Below are 17,701 nucleotides of genomic sequence, written 5' to 3' on the forward strand. Positions count from 1 at the left end.
TTTGCCGATCAGTCCGCGTAAACGCCGGCGGCCTCTATGACGCCCTTCCAGAGCGCAATCTGGCTGGTGAGCGTTTCGGTCAGGGCGGCCGGGGTCGCTTCTGCCGCGGCGACCGGAACGGTGCCGAGTTCGGCAAAGCGGCTGATCACCGTCTCATTGGCCAGGGCCGCCTGCAGGGCGGTCTCAAGCCGGGCAATGATCGCGGCATCGGTGCCGGCCGGCGCATAGAGTCCGTGCCAGACGCCGATCTCGAGCTCAAGGCCGCCTTCGGCCGTGGTGGCCAGGTCGGGCAGATTGCCCAGGCGCTCGGCCGAGGTCACGCCATAGGCTTTGACTTCGCCGGCCTGGATCTGGCTGGTGGTATTGGTGGTCTGGTCGCAGATCAGGTCCACCTGGCCGCCGATGATGTCGGTCATGGCTGGGCCCGAGCCCTGATAGGGCACCGTGGTCATCTGCGCATCCACCGCATCCATGAACAGCATGCCGCAGAGCTGGCTGGCCGAACCGATGCCGGCATGGGCATAGGTGATGTTCTCGCCTTCCGCCTGCACATAGGCGATCAGCTCGGCCATCGTCGACGGCTCGAAATCCTTGCGGGCAACCAGCGTCATCGGCACCGAGGTGACGAGACCGATAGTGGCAAAATCCACGGTCGGATCGTAAGGCAGGCTGCGATAGAGCGTCGGCGCCGTGGACATACCGATATGGTGCAGCAGCAGCGTATAGCCGTCATTGCTGGCCGTCGCGACCTGGCCGGCACCCAGCGTGCCGCCGGCGCCGCCGACATTCTGGATCACCACCTGCTGGCCGAGGTCCTGGCTCATCACTTCGGCGACGAGGCGGGCCACTGTATCGGTGGGACCGCCGGCGGCGAAGGGGACCACCACGGTGATGGGTTTGCTGGGGTAATCCTGCGCTATGGCCGTGCCGGCAAAGGTCATGCCCGCAAGCGCGACGCCCGTGGCCAGGGTGAGTAGGGTCTTTTTCATTATTGGTCCTCCCAAATTGCAGGGTGCGGGCTCCCCGCCGCACCTCTGCCCTCTCCCTAGCAAGACGCGTGCCACGGCGAAAATGCAAGGCAGGTATGCAATTCCCCTGTCTCGTGCTAGCAGCATGAGCAAGAACTTGCCTAACGACGGGCGAGGTTTCGGCAATTTCTTGCCCAAGGAGCATGCTTGGCCAGTCGCTTCGGCTTTCGTGACCTGCTCAATCGCCGCCAGCTGATCCTGGCCTTCGTGGCGCTGGCTGCCATTATGCTGACCGGCTGGGCCGCCTTCGAAATCGCCCTGGCCGGCGCCATTGCCAATGCGGGCCAGCAATCGGACCGGCGGCTGGCCCTGTTCGACCGCACGCTCGAGGCCATCATCGAGCGCTTTCACTACCTGCCCTCAAGCATCGCGCTGGCCGAAGAGGCGCGCTCCGTCCTCGAAGACCCGGCGGACCCGGACCGGCGCGAGGCCGCCAATGGCTTTCTGTCCAAGCTCAACGAAACGGCGGGCGCTGGCGAGCTCTTCATCATGGACCCCGACGGCGCCGTGGTGGCTGCCTCCAACTGGTGGGCCTATGACAGCTTTGTCGGAGAGAACCTGAGCTATCGCCCCTATTTCGAGGAGGCGATCGTCGATGGTGACGCCAAATTCTATGCCGTGGGCTCGGTGACCGGGGTCGCCGGCTATTTCCTCGCCCGCCGCATCGACGGGCCCGATGGTCCGCTTGGTGTCGCGGTGACAAAGATCAATCTCGGCGAGATCGAAGCCAATTGGTGGCGCTCGGGCGAGCTGATTGTCATCGTCGACGTCAACAATGTCACCATCCTGTCGACCCGGCCGGACTGGCGCTATCGTCCGCTCGCCACGCTCGATCCGGGGGCGGCCAGCCGCATTGCCGACCAGCGGCGCTATGGCCAAGCCGGCATGATCGCCGCCCCCGTGGCCACCGCTGTCTGGCCGTCGCGCGGCACCCAGTTCGCCCTGCTCACCGGCGAGGACAGCGAGACCTCGGGCTATTTCATCCTCGACGAACTGCGCCTGCCCACCCATCAATGGCGCATCGTCGCCTTCACGCCGACCGGACCGCTGTTCCGCGCCGCCTGGACGGCCGCGGCAGCGGCGGCGCTTGCCGCGGCGGCCAGCCTGCTCATCGTGCTGCTGCTGGTGCAGCGGCGGCGCATCGTCGCCCAGCGCCTGGCCGAGCATGACCGGCTGGAGCTGCGGGTGGCCGAGCGCACCGAAGACCTGCACATTGCCAATGAGGCACTGCGCGAGGAAATCGCCGACCGCATCCGCGCCGAAAAGGCCGAGCGGGCGGCCCAGCATGGCCTGGTGCAGGCGGCCAAGCTGGCCAGCCTGGGCCAGGCCCTGGCTGGGGTGGCGCACGAGGTCAGCCAGCCGATCGCCGCCCTGCGCATGCAGACCGCCAGCGCCAAGCTGCTGGCCCGCGGCAAGGGGCCCGAGCTGCTGGACTTGCTGGGCGCCATGGAAGGCGTGCTCGGTCGGCTGACCGCGCTGACGGGGCATCTGAAAACCTTTGCCCGGCGGGAAACCGAGATATCGATCCGCAGCGATGTCGTTCATATCGTGCACAATGCCGTGGAACTGGCAGGCCATCTGACCGAGGCGGGGCAGATCGTCATCGCGCTGGACGCGCCGGACGCCCCGCTGCTGGTCATCGGCAATCCGGTGCATATCGAGCAGGTGCTGATCAATCTCATCAGCAATGCGGCCGATGCCATGGAGGGGGTCGATCATCCGCTCCTCACCATTGCCGTCGCGCAGCGCGAGCAGAGCGTGGTGCTCAGCCTCAGCGATGTCGGCACAGGCATCGATCCGGCCGTCGTCGAGACGCTGTTCGACCCCTTCGTCACCACCAAGCAGCCGGGCAAGGGCCTGGGCCTGGGCCTGTCGATTTCCTGGGGCCTGATCCGGGACATGGGTGGCCGCATCCTTGTCGAGAGCACACCCGGCGCCGGCACCACCTTCACCGTGGTGCTGCCGCTGGCGCCGAGCGAAACACGTCTGGAGTTCGAACCCGCATGACGCCAACGGCCGTACTGATCGTCGATGACGAGGGCATTGTCCGCAATGCCCTCAACCAGTGGCTCAGCCTCTCCGGCTTTGCCGTGAGCGCCGCGGCCAATGCGCGCGAGGCCATGGCCAAGGTCGTGGAAACCCGCCCGCTGGTGGTGATCTCGGATGTGCGCATGCCGTTCCAGAGCGGCCTCGAGCTGCTTACCGCGATCAAGGAGCAGGATCCCACCATCGCCGTCATCCTGATCACCGGGCATGGCGATGTGCCCATGGCGGTCAAGGCCATGCGGGACGGCGCCTTCGACTTCCTGCAAAAGCCCTATGAGCCCGAGCAACTGGTCAGCGTCATCGAGCGCGCCGCCAACCAGGCCCGGCTGCAGCGCGAACTGCTAGACCTGCGCCGGCGCCTCGACGGCGGCAGCGAACAGCTGGCCGGCCGGCTGATCGGCCCGTCGCGGGCGATGGAGGAGGTGCGCAATCTGCTGCTCGACATCGCCGCCATCGACACCGATGTCATCATCCAGGGCGAGACCGGCACCGGCAAGGAGGTGGTGGCACGCTGCCTGCACGACTTTTCCAGCCGGGCCCAGGGCCCCTTCGTGGCCGTCAACTGCGCCGCCATTCCCGCCGAACTGATCGAATCCGAGCTGTTTGGCCATGAATCGGGCGCGTTCACCGGCAGCGCGGGTGTGCGGATCGGCAAGTTCGAATTCGCCAATCACGGCACCCTGCTGCTCGACGAGATCGAGGGCATGCCGCTGCTGGCCCAGGCCAAGGTGCTGCGGGTGATCCAGGAGCGGATGGTGGAAAGGGTCGGCTCCAACCGGCAGATTCCGCTCGACCTGCGGATCATCGCCGCCACCAAGGTCAATCTGGAGCGCGAGGCCAATGCCGGGCGTTTTCGCGCCGATCTCTATTTCCGGCTCAATACCGCCACCGTGGACCTGCCGCCCCTGCGCGAGCGGGGCGACGATGCCCTCTTCCTGTTCCAGCACTTCCTCGCGCTGGCACAGCGGCGCTTCAACAAGCCTGAACTGCCCCTCCATCCGGCCGATATCGGTTCAATCCTCGCCCATGAGTGGCCGGGCAATGTCCGCGAACTGAAGGCGGCGGCGGACCGCTTTGCCATGGGTCTGTCGCGGCGCGAGCAGTCGATGAGCGCACTGCTGGGAGCCAATGACCCCATCGAGCCGGGCCTGGCCGAACGCGTCGCCAGCTATGAGCGGGGCATCATCGAGGAAGAGCTGCGGCGCCAGAACAATTCGATTGCCGCGGTCTGTCTCGCCCTTGGCGTGCCGCGCCGCACCCTGACGGAAAAGATGACCCGGCTCGGCGTCACCAGGAGCGGATCGGGCTGACGCGACGGGGCCAGGTGAAATCGTCTGCGGATGCGGCGCATACGAAATGCTGGTGCGACCGTCGAGGCCGATGGCGCTCAGAGATCGTGCAGCTGAACGCTTTGCGCGGCGCTGGCCAGCAGGGTGCGGGCGACCAGGGCTTCTTCCTTGGCGCCGCCGGTCAGATCCACTTGCAGCATGAAGGCGTCGGGGTAGCGGGCCTGCAGGTCCCCCAGCAGGGATGAATTGAGCAGCGGGAACGGGCCGACCTGCTGGATGCCGGCCGCAGCCGAGCCGACGTCCAATGCCACGCAGCGGTCGACGCCCTGGCTGCGCAGTTTGGAGGTAACGGCGTCCAGATCAGCGGCGGTGTTAAAGATGCCGATCGCGGCGCGGCGACGTACCTCAGGCATGGGAGCTCTCTGCGCGATCAGTGGCTGTTGCCGTCACATTCGGCAAGTTGGCGGAGACGCTCAAGGCTGCGCACCTGGAAGCTGCCGCGGTCGGGAAGATCAATGATGCGCAAGGAGCGCAGCCGGGTCATGTTGCGGCTGACGGTTTCAATGGTCAGGCCGAGATAGTCGGCAATGTCGGCCCGGCACATGGGCAGCGGCAGGCGCTCGCCCGAGGCGGGATCGGCCGATTTGCGCGCCATGGTCAACAGGAAGCTGGCAATGCGCTCGATGGCCGTCTTGCGGCATAGCAGCAGCGACAGGTCCTGCAGCGTCTCGACTTCGCCGCGCGCCACTTCGAGCAGCTTTTCGGCCAGTTCGGGGCGATCGCGCATGGCGCGCAGCAGCGACAGCTTGTGGATGACGCGCACCCGTGTGGTGGTCAGGGAGTCGCAGTCAAAGCGGTAGGTATCGCCGTGGCCGAAGCCGACAATGTCGCCGGGAAAGGCAAAGGCGACGATCTGGCGGCGGCCGTCGGGAAAGATCTTGTAGGCGCGCACGGCGCCGCTGAGGATTTCATAGAAGGCGACGGTGTCATCGCCTTCGCGAAACAGGGCGTCATAGGGGGCCAGCAGGCGTACGGCGCCGGTACCGGTGCCCTCGCTTGGCCAGAGCGTTTGAGTCTGCAATGGGGATACATTATCAGAGAGCTGCATGATGAATCTTCCAAACCGCAAATCATCGTGGATGTGATCTATATGCGCCTGGCCGTGTAAGCGCCGTGCGGTGCCTTTGTCGTGATTTGTAACCCAATGTAACGGGCGCCCTGCCCTTGCATGCGAGATGCCGAGCCAGACCCATGAGCGATCGCCAGCATCACATTCTGATCGTCGATGACGACGCCCAGATTCGCCGCATGCTGCGGCGCTGCTTCGAGGATGAGGGCTATCGCGTCAGCGAAGCCATGGGGCAGGCCGGCGTCGATGCGGCACTGGCGACCGGGGTGGACCTGATCACCCTCGATCTCAACCTGGACGGGACCGATGGACTCTCGATCGCCCGCGCCATCAGGCAGAACTGGGACCTGCCGATCATCATGATCACCGGCAAGGGCGACATGATCGACCGTATCGTGGGGCTGGAGATCGGCGCCGACGACTATATCGCCAAGCCCTTCCATTTGCGCGAAGTGCTGGCCCGCGTGCGCTCGGTGCTGCGCCGCACGCAGCCGCGTCCGGCCCCGCTCGCCACGGCCTCAGCGTCCGCGCCGGCCAAGGCGGCCCGGGTGAGTTTCGATGGCTTTGTGCTCGATCTGGATCGCCGCGATCTGCGCGGACCGGACGGGGAGATCCGCCTGACCAGCGGCGAGTTCGACCTGCTGGCGCTGTTCGCCCGGCACCCGCACCGTGTGCTCAGCCGCGATCAGATCATGGATCTGCTCAAGGGGCATGACTGGAGCCCCAATGACCGCAGCATCGACAATCAGGTGGCCCGGTTGCGCAAGCTGATCGAGCCGGACGCCCGCGCGCCCCGGCTCCTCAAGACTGTGCGTGGCGCCGGCTACAGCTTTACCCCGCAGTCGCTGCAGTCCTGAAGGTCAGGACTTGAGCGCGTCGTCGATGGCGGCGGCGAGCTCGGCCAGGCGATAGGGCTTGTTGAGGATCTTGAGGGGGCCATCCCCGACCGCGCCGCCCTCGCGCGACAGTTCCTCGGCATAGCCCGAGGTCAGCAGTACCGGCATGTTGGGATAGAGCGCCTGCACCTTGGCGCGCAGCTCGAAGCCGCTCATCCCGCCGGGCATGACCACATCGGAGAACAGCAGGTCCACCGGCCTGCCGCCCGCCAGAATGTCGATGGCCTCGGCGCCGCTGCCCGCCGCCAGGACGGTGTAACCGAGCTGCGTCAAACGGGTCACGGTCAGCTTGCGGACCCGTTCGTCATCCTCGACGGCCAGGATGGTCTGCCCTGCCCCGACCAGCGTCGAGCCGCCAAGGTCGGCGTCGACGACGAGCGTGGGTTCGACCCGGTGGCGCGGCAGATAGATCGCGACGATGGTGCCCTTGCCGGGGGCGCTGTCAATGGTGGCCAGGCCGCCCGACTGCTTGGCAAAGCCATAGATCATCGACAGGCCCAGGCCGGTCCCGCGTCCCATCTCCTTGGTGGTGAAAAACGGCTCGAAGGCGCGCTCGCGCACGGCGCTGCTCATGCCTTCGCCGGTATCGGAAACGGTCAATTTGACATAGTCGCCCGCATGCAGCGTATCGAGCCGGCTGGCCATATCGTCGCTGACGGCCACATTGGACGTCTCGATCACCAGCCGTCCACCATTGGGCATGGCATCGCGGGCGTTGACGGCAAGGTTGACGATGGCGCTCTCGACCTGGGACGGGTCGACGCGCACCGGCCACAGGCTGGGCGTGAGGGCACTAGAGAGATAGACGGTTTCCCCCAGGGTGCGGTGCAGCATGTCGGTGAGACCGAGCACGAAACTGTTGAGGTTGATGCTCTCGGGCTCGAGATGGGAGCGGCGGGCAAAGGCCAGCAGGCGGGCGGTGAGGCGGGCGCCGAGATCGGCGGCGTCGAGCGCCTCGGTGGTCAGCTCGCGCTGCAGCGGCGTGGTGAGCTTGCCTTCAAGCATTTCCAGATTGCCGATGATGACGGTCAGCAGATTGTTGAAATCGTGCGCAATGCCGCCGGTCAGCTGCCCCATGGCCTCCATCTTCTGGGCCTGCCGCAGCGCGATCTCGGTGGCCTTGTGGGCCGACAGATCGTGAATGATTCCGGTAAAGAAGGTGCGGCCGTCCATTTCAAATTCGCTGACGGCCAGGTGCATGGGAAAGACCGTGCCATCGCGGCGCCTGCCGCTGACTTCCCGGCCGATGCCGATGATCCGCCGGCGGCCGCTGGAGCGGTAATTGTGCAGGTAGCCGTCGTGCTCGGCATGGTAGGGCGCGGGCATCAGGAAATGCACGTTGCGGCCCAGAAACTCTTCCTGATCATAGCCGAACAGGCGCGCTGCTGCCGGATTGACCGTAGTAATGGCGCCGTGATCATCAATGGTGATGATGCCGTCCACCGCCGATTCCAGGATCGACTGAAGCTTGCGCGCCTGGCCGAGCAGGGAGGCATTCAGTTCTTTATCATCGGACACTGCTGGCACATCCTGGTTTTGACCCGCTGAGTCCTAACCGGCCCACCTCCCCCGCACAAACGAAAAGGTCCCCGATACAGGCCTCCCCAATCGCTTCTGATCTTGATGCAGGTCAAATCACGGCAGCCAGCGCCTTGGTAGCCTGCGGTATCGGCGGGCTGAGTCTGGCAGCGTGATCCACACCTCCAGATGCGTCTGTTGCTCGCCAGGGAGGAAACCAATGGCACATATCGTCGTACTCGGCGCCGGACTTGGTGGCACCATCATGGCCTATGAACTGCGTGATGCCCTGGGGGCGGAGCACCAGGTCAGCGTGATCAACAAGGGCCCGGAATATTCGTTCGTGCCCTCCAATCCGTGGGTGGCCGTGGGCTGGCGTGATCGCGAGGCCGTAACGGTTGATCTGGGGCCGGTCTTTGCCAAGCGCAAAATCGGCTTTCACCCCGAGGGCGCCAAGCGACTGCATCCAGCCGAGAAGCGCGTCGAACTGACCGACGGCCGGAGCGTCAGCTATGACTATCTTGCCATCTCGACGGGGCCGGAACTGGCCTTTGACGAAATCCCGGGCTTCGGGCCGGAGCACTTTACCCAGTCGGTCTGCCAGATCGATCACGCCCTGGCGGCCAAGCCGGCCTTTGATGCGCTGGTGGCCAATCCGGGGCCGGTGATCATCGGCGCGGTGCAAGGCGCGTCCTGCTTCGGGCCGGCCTACGAGTTCGCCTTCATTCTCGAAAAAGCCCTGCGCGATGCCAAGGTGCGCGACCGCGTGCCGATGACCTTTGTCACCGCCGAACCCTATATCGGCCATCTCGGTCTCGATGGCGTGGGCGATACCAAGGGCATGCTCGAAAGCGCCATGCGCAACCGGCACATCAAGTGGATCTGCAATGCCAAGGTCGACAAGGTCGAGGCCGGCAAGCTCAGCGTATCGGAAATCGCCGAGGATGGTTCGGTCAAGCAGGCGCATGAGCTGCCCTTTGCCTATTCGATGATGCTGCCCGCCTTCCGCGGGGTGGCTGCCGTACGCGATATCGAGGGGCTGACCAATCCGCGCGGCTTCATCCTGGCCGACAAGTATCAGCGTAACCCCGCCTTCCCGGAAATCTTCTCGGTGGGTGTCTGCGTGGCGATCCCGCCCCTGGCCAAGACGCCGGTGCCCGTGGGCGTGCCCAAGACCGGCTTCATGATCGAATCCATGGTCACCGCCACGGTGCAGAACATCGCCCGGCTGGTGGCGGGCGAGCAGCCCAATGCCATTCCCACCTGGAACGCCATCTGCCTCGCCGACTTCGGCGATTCCGGCATTGCCTTCGTGGCGCAGCCGCAATTGCCGCCGCGCAATGTGAACTGGTCGGCCGAGGGCAAGTGGGTGCACCTGGCCAAGATCGGCTTTGAAAAGTATTTCCTGGGCAAGATCCGCTCGGGCAAGTCAGAGCCCTTCTACGAGCATCTTGCCCTGCAGGTCCTGGGCATCGACAAGCTCAAGGCGGTCAAGACCGAGCCGGCCGAATAGCGGTCGGCAGACACCCCGCGCAGAGCAATGGCGCCTGAAGGCGCCATTGTTGACGGATATCAGTTCACGGCGCCGCGGGAATTGGCGCGCAGCGGTGTTGCCGCAGGGGGGCGGCAGCGCACATCCCGGCGGAAGTCGGTGGGCGACATGCCGGCGATCTTGCGGAACGACTTGTTGAAGGCACTGAGTGAACCAAAGCCGCTATCCATGGCCACCTGCAGCACATTGGCCTCTTCCTGCATCAGCAGGGCCTGGGCATAGCTGAGCCGCATCAGGTTGACATAGTCGTTGAGGGTCATGCCGGTGGACTTCTTGAAGACCGTCATGGCGTATTTGGGATGAATGTCGGCGGCCGCGGCAATGTCGGCGGAATCGATGTCCTCACGGAAATTGTCGGCGATGAAATCGCAGATGCGCACCACGATCGGCGATGAGTGGTGATCGAGTCCGTCCACCGCGCTGACCACATCGGCCGGTCCCGGCAGCAGGTCATAGGCGTCGAAGCGCACCCGTTCGATGCGCAGCAGCAGCTCATCGACGGCCATGCTGGCCTTCATCGGGTCACCGGAGCGCGCATAGTCGTTCCATCGCGCGAAATTGACCGGGTCTGAGGCGTCGGTGGCGCGGGTCACCAGGGTGGCCCCCTGCATCAGCTTTGACTGCACGTTCTGCGGCAGCCGCAGACGAAAGAAATGCACCAGCGGCAGGTGCCCGCCGGCATAGATCAGGTCGTCGGAGGCATCGTCGAGCCAGTGCGGCAGACCGCCCCAGAACAGGGCCATATCCCCAGCATTGAAGCGCACATCATGCCCGCTCATGCGGTAATGCGCCCAGCCGCGAACGATAAAATTCACCTCGACCTGGGCGTGCCAGTGGGCCGCGCGCATGACCAGGGGCGATGCATGAAACATCTGCAGCTCGGTGGGCAGCCGCTCCACGCCATTGGCCTCGGGCACATAATAGGCTCGGGGCGCCATCTTACTTTCCGCCAACTCTACATACCTTTTGGCATAGACGTATTGCACCAGAAGCATAGCTTAGGAAGGGCTCGCGCTAAGAGCAAATGAAAAGGGAGGATCTTTCATGAACCGCATCGCATCACGGTGGCACCAGAAGCTCGCCGTCGCCCTCGCCGGCATCAGCCTGCTCACCGTCGCCGCCGCATCGGCCGGCGAAATCTCGGTCTGGGTCTGGGACAAGGCCTTCAATGGCGACACCATGCGCGAGGCCGGCGCTCTCTACACAGCCGAACATCCCGACGTCACCTTCAACGTCGATGACACCGCAAGCCAGGACGATATCCGCGCCAAGCTGCAGACGCAGCTGCTGGCCGGCAGCACCGAAGGTCTGCCCGATATCGTGCTGATCCAGGACGACATTGCCCAGAAATACCTGCAGTCCTTCCCGGGCGCCTTTGAGCCGCTGTCGGACTCGATCGATATGTCGGTGTTTGCGCCCTACAAGGTCGCCGCCGCCACGCTGGACGGCAAATCCTATTCCGTGCCCTTCGATTCGGGCGTAACGGGCCTGTTCTACCGCTCCGACTATCTCGAGGAAGCCGGCTTCACCGCGGCCGACCTCGACAATATCACCTGGGATCGCCTGGTCGAAATCGGCACCGAGATCAAGGCCAAGACCGGCCATCTGCTGCTCGACCTCGACCTCAACGATACCGGCCTGATCCGCATGATGATGCAGTCGGCCGGCCAGTGGTACTTCAACGCGGACGGCAGCCTGAACATCGTCGACAATGCAGCGCTCAAGAAGGCGCTCGAGACCTATGCCAAGTTCTACCAGGCCGACCTGGTCAAGCCGGTCTCCGGCTGGGCCGAATATACCGGCGCCTTCACCTCGGGCGAAGTCGCCATGGTTCCGGTCGGCGTCTGGATCACTGCCACCATCAAGGCCAATGCCGATCAGTCCGGCATGTGGGGCGTCGCCCCCACGCCGCGCATGGACCTCGAAGGCTCGGTCAATGCCTCCAACCAGGGCGGTTCGAGCTGGTTTGTCCTGTCCTCGTCGGACAACAAGGAAGAGACCATCGACTTCCTCAACACCGTCTGGGCCGGCAATAGCCAGTTCTACCAGGACATCCTGATCAAGCGCGGCGCCGTGGGCTCGCTGCTCGCTGCGCGTGAAGGCGATGCCTTCAAGGCCTCCGACGACTTCTTCGGCGGCGCGCCCGTCTGGCAGAACTTCTCCGATTGGCTCGGCCAGATCCCGAGCGTGGACTACGGCACCTTCACCGCCGAAGTCGATGCGGCCGTGCAGGCCCAGCTGCCCACGATCATCGAGGGCGGCGACATCGACGCGGCGCTGCGGGCGATCAACGACCAGGCCACCCAGCAGATGCAATAGGCTGACTGACGGGGCGGGCTTCGGCTCGCCCCATTGGGTCGGGTGCCGCCTTGCGGTGCCCGGCCGCTATCGGCCGTATGGCGTTGCACTATCAGGGAGGCTGACAATTGGCACAGGCGCGACTGGATCGCCGCGAGCAGATCACGGGCTGGGCATTCATCGCCCCTGCCCTCGTGCTGCTCGGACTGTTCATGATCTATCCCATCGTCTGGTCGCTCTGGATGAGCTTCCAGGTCGGCAAGGGGATGAATCTGAGTTTTGGCGGCTTCACCAATATCATGCGGCTGACCAAGGATACGGTGTTCCTGCGGGCGCTGGGCAATACCTTCACCTTCTTCATAATTCAGGTGCCCATCATGATCACCCTGGCGCTGCTGTTCGCGGTGGCGCTCAATGATGCGACCCTGAAATTCCGCGGCCTGTTCCGCACGGCGATCTTTTTGCCCTGCGTGACCTCGCTAATCGCCTATTCGACGCTGTTCAAGTCGATGTTCGCCACCGACGGCGTGGTCAACCAGGCGCTGATGGCCATCCACGCCATTTCGGGGCCGATCTCCTGGTTCGGCGACCCCTTCTGGGCCAAGGTCGTGGTCATCATCGCCATCACCTGGCGCTGGACCGGCTACAACATGATCTTCTACCTGGCGGCGCTGCAGAATATCGACCGCTCGATCTACGAGGCCGCCCGCATTGACGGCGTGCCGGCCTGGGCGCGCTTCCGCTACCTGACCATTCCCATGCTCAAGCCGGTGATCCTGTTCACCACGGTAATCTCCACCATCGGCACGCTGCAGCTGTTCGACGAGGTCTACAACTTCACCGCCGGCACCGGCGGCCCCTCGGATTCGACGCTGACCCTGTCGCTCTACATCTACAACCTGACCTTCAAGTTCATGCCCAGCTTCGGCTATTCGGCCACTGCCTCCTGGGTCATCGTCATCGTGGTCGCCATTCTGAGCTTCCTGCAGTTCCTTGTCGCCCGCGACCGGAGGGTCAAGCCATGACCGTTTCGCCGACGACCGACATGGCTGCCGACCGGGCCGTGGCGACGCGCTCCTTCATGCCGGGCAATGCCTGGGCCCTGGTGCGCCGTGGCCTCGTCTATCTGATGCTCAGCGTGGCCGCCTTCATCTCGGTCTTCCCGTTCTTCTGGATGATCGTGGGCGCCACCAACAGCTCGGCCGACATCATCAAGGGCAAGGCCAGTTTCGGCGATGCCCTGTTCACCAATGCCGCCACATTCTTCACCCAGGTCGATGCGCTGCGGGTGTTCTGGAATTCCGGCTTCATCGCGGTGGTCGCCACCGCGCTGACGCTGGTGATCTCCTCGCTGGCCGGCTACGGCTTCGAGATGTTCCGGTCGCGCATTCGCGAGCGCATCTTCAGCCTCTTGCTGCTGCTGCTGTCGATCCCGTTTGCGGCGATGATGGTGCCGCTGTTCGTGATGTTTGCCCAGGCCAAGCTGGTCAACACCTATGTGGCAGTGATCCTGCCCACGGTGGCCTCGATCTTCATCATTTTCTACTTCCGCCAGGCGACCAAGGCCTTCCCGAGCGAATTGCGCGACGCGGCCAAGATCGACGGGCTCAAGGAATGGCAGATTTTCCTGTTCGTCTACATGCCGGTGATGCGCTCGACCTATGCGGCGGCCACCATCATCATCTTCATGACCAACTGGAACAACTATCTCTGGCCGCTGATCGTGCTGCAGACGGCCGAGAACAAGACCATCACCCTGATCCTCTCCGCCCTCACCTCGGCCTATACCCCCGATTACGGTATGCTGCTGTTCGGGACAGTGCTCGCCACCCTGCCCACCCTCGTCATTTTCTTCCTGCTCCAGCGCCGCTTCGTCGAAGGCATGCTGGGCGCGGTCAAATAGGTGCAATCAACATGAGCAGCTTGAAACTCACGGGCGTGCGCAAGTCCTACGGCAATCTTGAGGTCATCAAGGGCGTGGACCTCGAAATCAAGAGCAAGGAATTCGTCGTCTTTGTCGGCCCCTCGGGCTGCGGCAAGTCCACCCTGCTGCGCATGATCGCCGGCCTCGAACATATCAGTGCCGGCGATCTCGAAATCGGCGGCCAGCGCATCAACGAGGTTGATCCGAGTAAGCGCGGCATTGCCATGGTGTTCCAGTCCTATGCGCTCTATCCGCATATGACGGTGCGCGAGAATATGGGCTTTGCCCTGCGCTTTGCCGGCGTGGCCAAGGACCAGATCGCCATCCAGGTGCAGGAAGCCGCGCGCATCCTGGCGCTCGAGCCGCTGCTCGACCGCGTGCCCAAGGAACTCTCGGGCGGCCAGCGCCAGCGCGTCGCCATCGGGCGGGCCATTGTGCGCAATCCGCAGGTCTTCCTGTTCGACGAGCCGCTGAGCAACCTCGATGCCGAGCTGCGCGTGCATATGCGCATCGAGATTGCCCGGCTGCACAAGGAGCTGCAGACCACCATCGTCTATGTCACGCATGACCAGGTTGAGGCCATGACCCTGGCCGACACCATCGTGGTGCTGCGCGACGGCCGCATCGAACAGGTGGGCCGGCCGCTCGACCTCTATGACAACCCGGCCAATCTCTTCGTTGCCGGCTTTATCGGCTCGCCGCGGATGAACTTCATGGCCGGCCGTGTCACCGCCTCAGGCCAAGGCTCGATCACTGTCGAGCTGACCCATCAAGGCAAGGCTCAGGTCACCCTGCCCGTTGCCGGCACGGCCCCCGCTATCGGCGACGCCGTAACGGTTGGCCTGCGGGCAGAGCATTTCGGGGCTGCTGGTGCCGGTGGCGCCGACATTCATCTCGATATCGATGTGGCCGAGCATCTCGGCTCGACCAGCTATATCTACGCCAATACCAAGACCGGCGAGCAGATCATCATCGAACGCGAGGAATCGCGCAACGAGCTCGATCGCGAAAGCATCACCGTCTCGATCGATCCGGACCGGGCCTATCTGTTCGACGCCCAGGGCCTGCGCATCCAGTAGCGCTGGCCGTCCAGCACTTCCATCAACCGGCCGGTTGGCCGGACCTCTATTTTTGACGAAAAGGACCATTTTCATGGCTGAGAAAATTCGCTGGGGCATTATCGGACCCGGCAGCATCGCCAAGGCGTTTTTTGGCGGTGTCGCCGATTCCAGGCATGGCGTGATCGCGGCCATTGCCACCCGCAATCCGGACAAGCCGAACCTGGTCACCGACTTCCCCGGCGTGCGCGTCGTCAAGGGTTATGAGGCCCTGCTGGCCGATCCCGAGATCGACGCCGTCTATATCGCCGTGCCCCATACCGGCCATGCCGAATGGGCCATCAAGGCCGCCGAGGCCGGCAAGCATGTGCTGGTGGAAAAGCCCTTTGCGCTATCCTCGTTTGAAATCAGCGCCGTGCTGCATGCGCACAAGAAGGCCGGCACCTTTGCCGGCGAAGCCTTCATGTATCGCCTGCATCCGCAGACCGCCAAGCTGATCGAACTGATCCAGTCCGGCGTGATCGGCGAGGTCCGCATGATCCAGTCGAGCTTTGGCTTCTCGATGGGCAAGTTCCAGCCCGAGCATCGCCTGTTCGCCTCCGCCCTGGCCGGCGGCGGCATTCTCGATGTCGGCGGCTATCCCGTCTCGATGGCCCGGCTCATCGCCGGCGCCGCCATGGGCAAGCCCTTTGCCGATCCGGTCAAGGTATCGGGCACCGCCAAGCTCAATGCCGAAGGCACCGATGACTGGGCCGCGGCAGTGCTGACCTTCGAGAACGGCATTGTCGCCCAGGTCTCCTGCGCCGTCATGGCCAATCTCGACAATGTGCTGCGCATCCACGGCGCCGATGGCCGCATCGAGGTGCCCGATTTCTGGTTTGCCGGTGGCGACCGCACCAAGGGCGAAGGCCGGATCGATATCATCAAGCAGGGCAAGACCGAGACGATCAGCGTCGGCGAACAGCGCCACGTCTATTCCTTCGAGGCCGATGCCGCCGCCGAGGCGATCATGGCCAAGCGGCAGGAACTGGCCGCGCCCGGCATGGGCTGGGACGACAGCCTGGGCAATGCCCGCGTGCTCGACCAATGGCGCCGCGACGCCGGGATCGAATTCTCAGTCGAAAAGCCGGCCAACCGCCGCACGACCCTGGACAACCGCACGCTCGGCGCCAACAACGGCGTCATCCCCAAGCGCTCCATTCCGGGCCTTGGCAAGCAGGCTTCGGCCGTGGCCTTGGGTTTTGAGGATTTCCGCAGCTTTGCCTCGGGCGCCATCCTGCTCGACGCCTTCTGGGAAAAGGGCGGCAATATCTTCGACACCGCCTTTGTCTATGGCAATGGCTATACCGAAAAGCTGTTCGGCGAATGGCACACCAATCGCGGCACCCGCGAGGGCGCCGTCCTGATCGGCAAGGGCGCGCATAGTCCCCTGGTCTATCCAGACGTTATCGCCAAGCAGCTGACCCAGTCGCTTGACCGGCTGCAGACCGACTATGTCGACGTCTACTTCATGCACCGCGACAATCCGGAGGTGCCGGTCGGCGAGTTCGTCGATGCCATGGATGCCGAGGTCAAGGCTGGCCGCATTCGTGGTCCCTTTGGCGGCTCCAACTGGACCATGGAGCGTTTCGACGCCGCCGTGGAATATGCCGAGCGTACCGGTAAGGCCAAGCCGATGGCGCTTTCCAACAACTTCGCCCTCAGCGAAATGCTGGTGCCGATCTGGGATGGCTGCGTCACCTCGGCTTCGGACGAATGGAAGAAGTGGCTGACCGATACCCAGACCACCAATTTCTCCTGGTCCAGCCAGGGCCGCGGCTTCTTTACCGACCGCGCCGGTCGCGACAAGACCGACAATGAGGAACTGGTGCGCTGCTGGTACAATGACAAGAACTTTGCCCGCCGCGACCGCGCCATCGAGCTGGCCAAACAGATCGGCCATAATCCCATCCATGTGGCTCTCGCTTTCGTCCTGGCCCAGCCCTTCCCGTCCATCCCGCTGATCGGGCCCCGGACCCTGGGCGAGTTGGACGACAGCCTCAAGGCCTTCGAGATCAAGCTGACGCCAGAGCAGGTCGCCTGGCTCGACCACGGCTAGGAAAGTTGAAAGGGCCCCGTGGGGCCCTTTCTTTTGGTCGTTTGGTCTCCTCGGCACGACCTAGTCGTTCAGGTGCGCGGACATGCCCACCCGGAGGGATGTGCCGCGGGCTGTGCAGTAGGTGCCAAAAGACGCTGGTCGCGCCGCCGGGCGTTCGCGGCTCATGGCGCCAATCAGCTTGAGCGGCTGCTTGCCGCGGCTTGCGTCCTCGAGGCTGATATTGGGCAGTTCACAACGCACGCAAGGCTCGCGCAGGCAAAGCGATGTCTGGTCGAACCGCAGTTCGGTTGCCGTTTCCTCGGCAAAGGCGGCGTGGGTACCGGACAGCACGATATTGGGCCGGAAGCGCTCCACCACTATCGCCGCTTCGCCCCGCCCTGCCAGGCGGGCATTGAGCGCCGACAGCGAGACGGTGGACACCGCGTGAATGGGGTTCAGGCCTGCCCAAAGGTGCGCCTGCTCGCCGACGCGGACGAGGCGGCAGGGCGATCCCAGCCGTTCGGTGAGCCAGTTGGCGACGGCATCGCCCTGATCCCGCCCGGCAAGGCGATAGCCTTCCTGTTCCACCATGACGGACGTGTCCGACGCATCCACTGGCAGCGGCCCAAGCGCGCCGTCGTGATCCCGCAATACGAGACTGCCCCCGTCGAGCCTGGCCGACAGCAGGGCCATGCGCGGGATATCGCCCTGCCAGAGCAGGCTGCCGTCCGGTCGCGTGACGATCCATTCCCGGTCGCCCCGCAAAGACCCGCTTGGCGTGATTTCGGCCTCGGGGACCGCCATCCCGGCCAGCGATTTGACGGGATAGATGGAAATCTGGTCGATGCGAAAGGTGCTCATGACGATCCCTGCTGGCGCGACGACC

General features: G+C 64.3%; 15 protein-coding genes. 9 read left to right on the top strand and 6 right to left on the bottom strand.

The window, feature by feature from the left end:
- Positions 1-8: 8 nt before the first annotated feature.
- On the bottom strand, positions 9-989 hold the full coding sequence (locus tag GDR53_RS00945; RefSeq protein ID WP_193336265.1) for a tripartite tricarboxylate transporter substrate-binding protein: 981 nt from the start codon (positions 987-989) through the stop codon (positions 9-11).
- A gap of 186 nt (positions 990-1,175) precedes the next feature.
- Here GDR53_RS00945 and GDR53_RS00950 point away from each other — a divergent pair, with 186 nt between their 5' ends.
- The gene (locus tag GDR53_RS00950) at positions 1,176-3,035 is read left to right on the top strand and encodes an ATP-binding protein (RefSeq protein WP_193336266.1); all 1,860 of its coding nucleotides are present in this window, start codon (positions 1,176-1,178) and stop codon (positions 3,033-3,035) included.
- Positions 3,032-4,384, top strand: a complete 1,353-nt coding sequence (locus GDR53_RS00955) for a sigma-54-dependent transcriptional regulator (protein ID WP_193336267.1) — start codon at positions 3,032-3,034, stop codon at positions 4,382-4,384. Before GDR53_RS00950 ends, GDR53_RS00955 begins: the two co-directional genes overlap by 4 nt.
- 77 nt (positions 4,385-4,461) lie before the next feature.
- Here GDR53_RS00955 and GDR53_RS00960 read toward each other — a convergent pair whose 3' ends face one another.
- Positions 4,462-4,776: a hypothetical protein gene (locus GDR53_RS00960; protein WP_193336268.1), complete on the bottom strand. Its 315-nt coding sequence runs from the start codon at positions 4,774-4,776 to the stop codon at positions 4,462-4,464.
- A gap of 17 nt (positions 4,777-4,793) precedes the next feature.
- Entirely contained in the window at positions 4,794-5,471 is a 678-nt protein-coding gene (locus GDR53_RS00965) for a helix-turn-helix domain-containing protein (protein ID WP_193336269.1), read from the bottom strand.
- Positions 5,472-5,614: 143 nt separating this feature from the next.
- Between GDR53_RS00965 and GDR53_RS00970 the strand changes: the two genes are divergently transcribed.
- Positions 5,615-6,349 carry a response regulator gene (locus tag GDR53_RS00970; protein ID WP_193336270.1) on the top strand — a complete coding sequence of 245 codons (735 nt, stop codon included), beginning with the start codon at positions 5,615-5,617 and terminating at the stop codon, positions 6,347-6,349.
- A gap of 3 nt (positions 6,350-6,352) precedes the next feature.
- On the opposite strand, the gene GDR53_RS00975 is transcribed toward GDR53_RS00970, so the two are convergent.
- Entirely contained in the window at positions 6,353-7,906 is a 1,554-nt protein-coding gene (locus tag GDR53_RS00975) for a PAS domain S-box protein (protein WP_193336271.1), read from the bottom strand.
- A 220-nt stretch (positions 7,907-8,126) separates the two neighbouring features.
- On the opposite strand from GDR53_RS00975, the gene GDR53_RS00980 reads away from it, so the two are divergent.
- Entirely contained in the window at positions 8,127-9,419 is a 1,293-nt protein-coding gene (locus tag GDR53_RS00980; protein WP_193336272.1) for an NAD(P)/FAD-dependent oxidoreductase, read from the top strand.
- Positions 9,420-9,478: 59 nt separating this feature from the next.
- Here the strand turns inward: GDR53_RS00980 and GDR53_RS00985 are convergent, their stop codons facing one another.
- On the bottom strand, positions 9,479-10,396 hold the full coding sequence (locus tag GDR53_RS00985; RefSeq protein WP_193336273.1) for a helix-turn-helix domain-containing protein: 918 nt from the start codon (positions 10,394-10,396) through the stop codon (positions 9,479-9,481).
- Positions 10,397-10,502: 106 nt separating this feature from the next.
- Here GDR53_RS00985 and GDR53_RS00990 point away from each other — a divergent pair, with 106 nt between their 5' ends.
- The 5 genes from GDR53_RS00990 to GDR53_RS01010 all read left to right on the top strand — a co-directional run bounded on the left by GDR53_RS00990 (position 10,503) and on the right by GDR53_RS01010 (position 16,836).
- Positions 10,503-11,777: an ABC transporter substrate-binding protein gene (locus tag GDR53_RS00990; RefSeq protein ID WP_193336274.1), complete on the top strand. Its 1,275-nt coding sequence runs from the start codon at positions 10,503-10,505 to the stop codon at positions 11,775-11,777.
- 107 nt (positions 11,778-11,884) lie between these two features.
- Positions 11,885-12,781 (top strand): carbohydrate ABC transporter permease, encoded by an 897-nt coding sequence (locus GDR53_RS00995; RefSeq protein WP_232846688.1) that lies wholly within the window; start codon positions 11,885-11,887, stop codon positions 12,779-12,781.
- A 104-nt stretch (positions 12,782-12,885) separates the two neighbouring features.
- On the top strand, positions 12,886-13,659 hold the full coding sequence (locus tag GDR53_RS01000; RefSeq protein WP_408639793.1) for a carbohydrate ABC transporter permease: 774 nt from the start codon (positions 12,886-12,888) through the stop codon (positions 13,657-13,659).
- 11 nt (positions 13,660-13,670) lie between these two features.
- Positions 13,671-14,759 carry an ABC transporter ATP-binding protein gene (locus tag GDR53_RS01005; protein ID WP_193336275.1) on the top strand — a complete coding sequence of 363 codons (1,089 nt, stop codon included), beginning with the start codon at positions 13,671-13,673 and terminating at the stop codon, positions 14,757-14,759.
- Positions 14,760-14,832: 73 nt separating this feature from the next.
- Positions 14,833-16,836: an aldo/keto reductase gene (locus GDR53_RS01010; RefSeq protein ID WP_193336276.1), complete on the top strand. Its 2,004-nt coding sequence runs from the start codon at positions 14,833-14,835 to the stop codon at positions 16,834-16,836.
- A gap of 60 nt (positions 16,837-16,896) precedes the next feature.
- On the opposite strand, the gene GDR53_RS01015 is transcribed toward GDR53_RS01010, so the two are convergent.
- Positions 16,897-17,676, bottom strand: coding sequence for an MOSC domain-containing protein (locus tag GDR53_RS01015; RefSeq protein WP_193336277.1), 780 nt, complete (start codon positions 17,674-17,676; stop codon positions 16,897-16,899).
- Positions 17,677-17,701: the final 25 nt, after the last annotated feature.

The organism is Devosia beringensis, from assembly GCF_014926585.1.
In the GTDB taxonomy this organism is placed as follows: Bacteria; Pseudomonadota; Alphaproteobacteria; order Rhizobiales; family Devosiaceae; genus Devosia; species Devosia beringensis.

Excerpts from the sequence above, each read along its gene's own strand:
- GDR53_RS01010 (WP_193336276.1), top strand. The coding sequence starts at position 14,833 with ATGGCTGAGAAAATTCGCTGGGGCATTATCGGACCCGGCAGCATCGCC.
- GDR53_RS01000 (WP_408639793.1), top strand. The coding sequence starts at position 12,886 with ATGCTCAGCGTGGCCGCCTTCATCTCGGTCTTCCCGTTCTTCTGGATG.
- GDR53_RS00970 (WP_193336270.1), top strand. The coding sequence starts at position 5,615 with ATGAGCGATCGCCAGCATCACATTCTGATCGTCGATGACGACGCCCAG.
- GDR53_RS00985 (WP_193336273.1), bottom strand. The coding sequence starts at position 10,396 with ATGGCGCCCCGAGCCTATTATGTGCCCGAGGCCAATGGCGTGGAGCGG.
- GDR53_RS00945 (WP_193336265.1), bottom strand. The coding sequence starts at position 989 with ATGAAAAAGACCCTACTCACCCTGGCCACGGGCGTCGCGCTTGCGGGC.
- GDR53_RS00980 (WP_193336272.1), top strand. The coding sequence starts at position 8,127 with ATGGCACATATCGTCGTACTCGGCGCCGGACTTGGTGGCACCATCATG.
- GDR53_RS01015 (WP_193336277.1), bottom strand. The coding sequence starts at position 17,676 with ATGAGCACCTTTCGCATCGACCAGATTTCCATCTATCCCGTCAAATCG.
- GDR53_RS00965 (WP_193336269.1), bottom strand. The coding sequence starts at position 5,471 with ATGCAGCTCTCTGATAATGTATCCCCATTGCAGACTCAAACGCTCTGG.
- GDR53_RS00990 (WP_193336274.1), top strand. The coding sequence starts at position 10,503 with ATGAACCGCATCGCATCACGGTGGCACCAGAAGCTCGCCGTCGCCCTC.
- GDR53_RS01005 (WP_193336275.1), top strand. The coding sequence starts at position 13,671 with ATGAGCAGCTTGAAACTCACGGGCGTGCGCAAGTCCTACGGCAATCTT.
- GDR53_RS00960 (WP_193336268.1), bottom strand. The coding sequence starts at position 4,776 with ATGCCTGAGGTACGTCGCCGCGCCGCGATCGGCATCTTTAACACCGCC.
- GDR53_RS00955 (WP_193336267.1), top strand. The coding sequence starts at position 3,032 with ATGACGCCAACGGCCGTACTGATCGTCGATGACGAGGGCATTGTCCGC.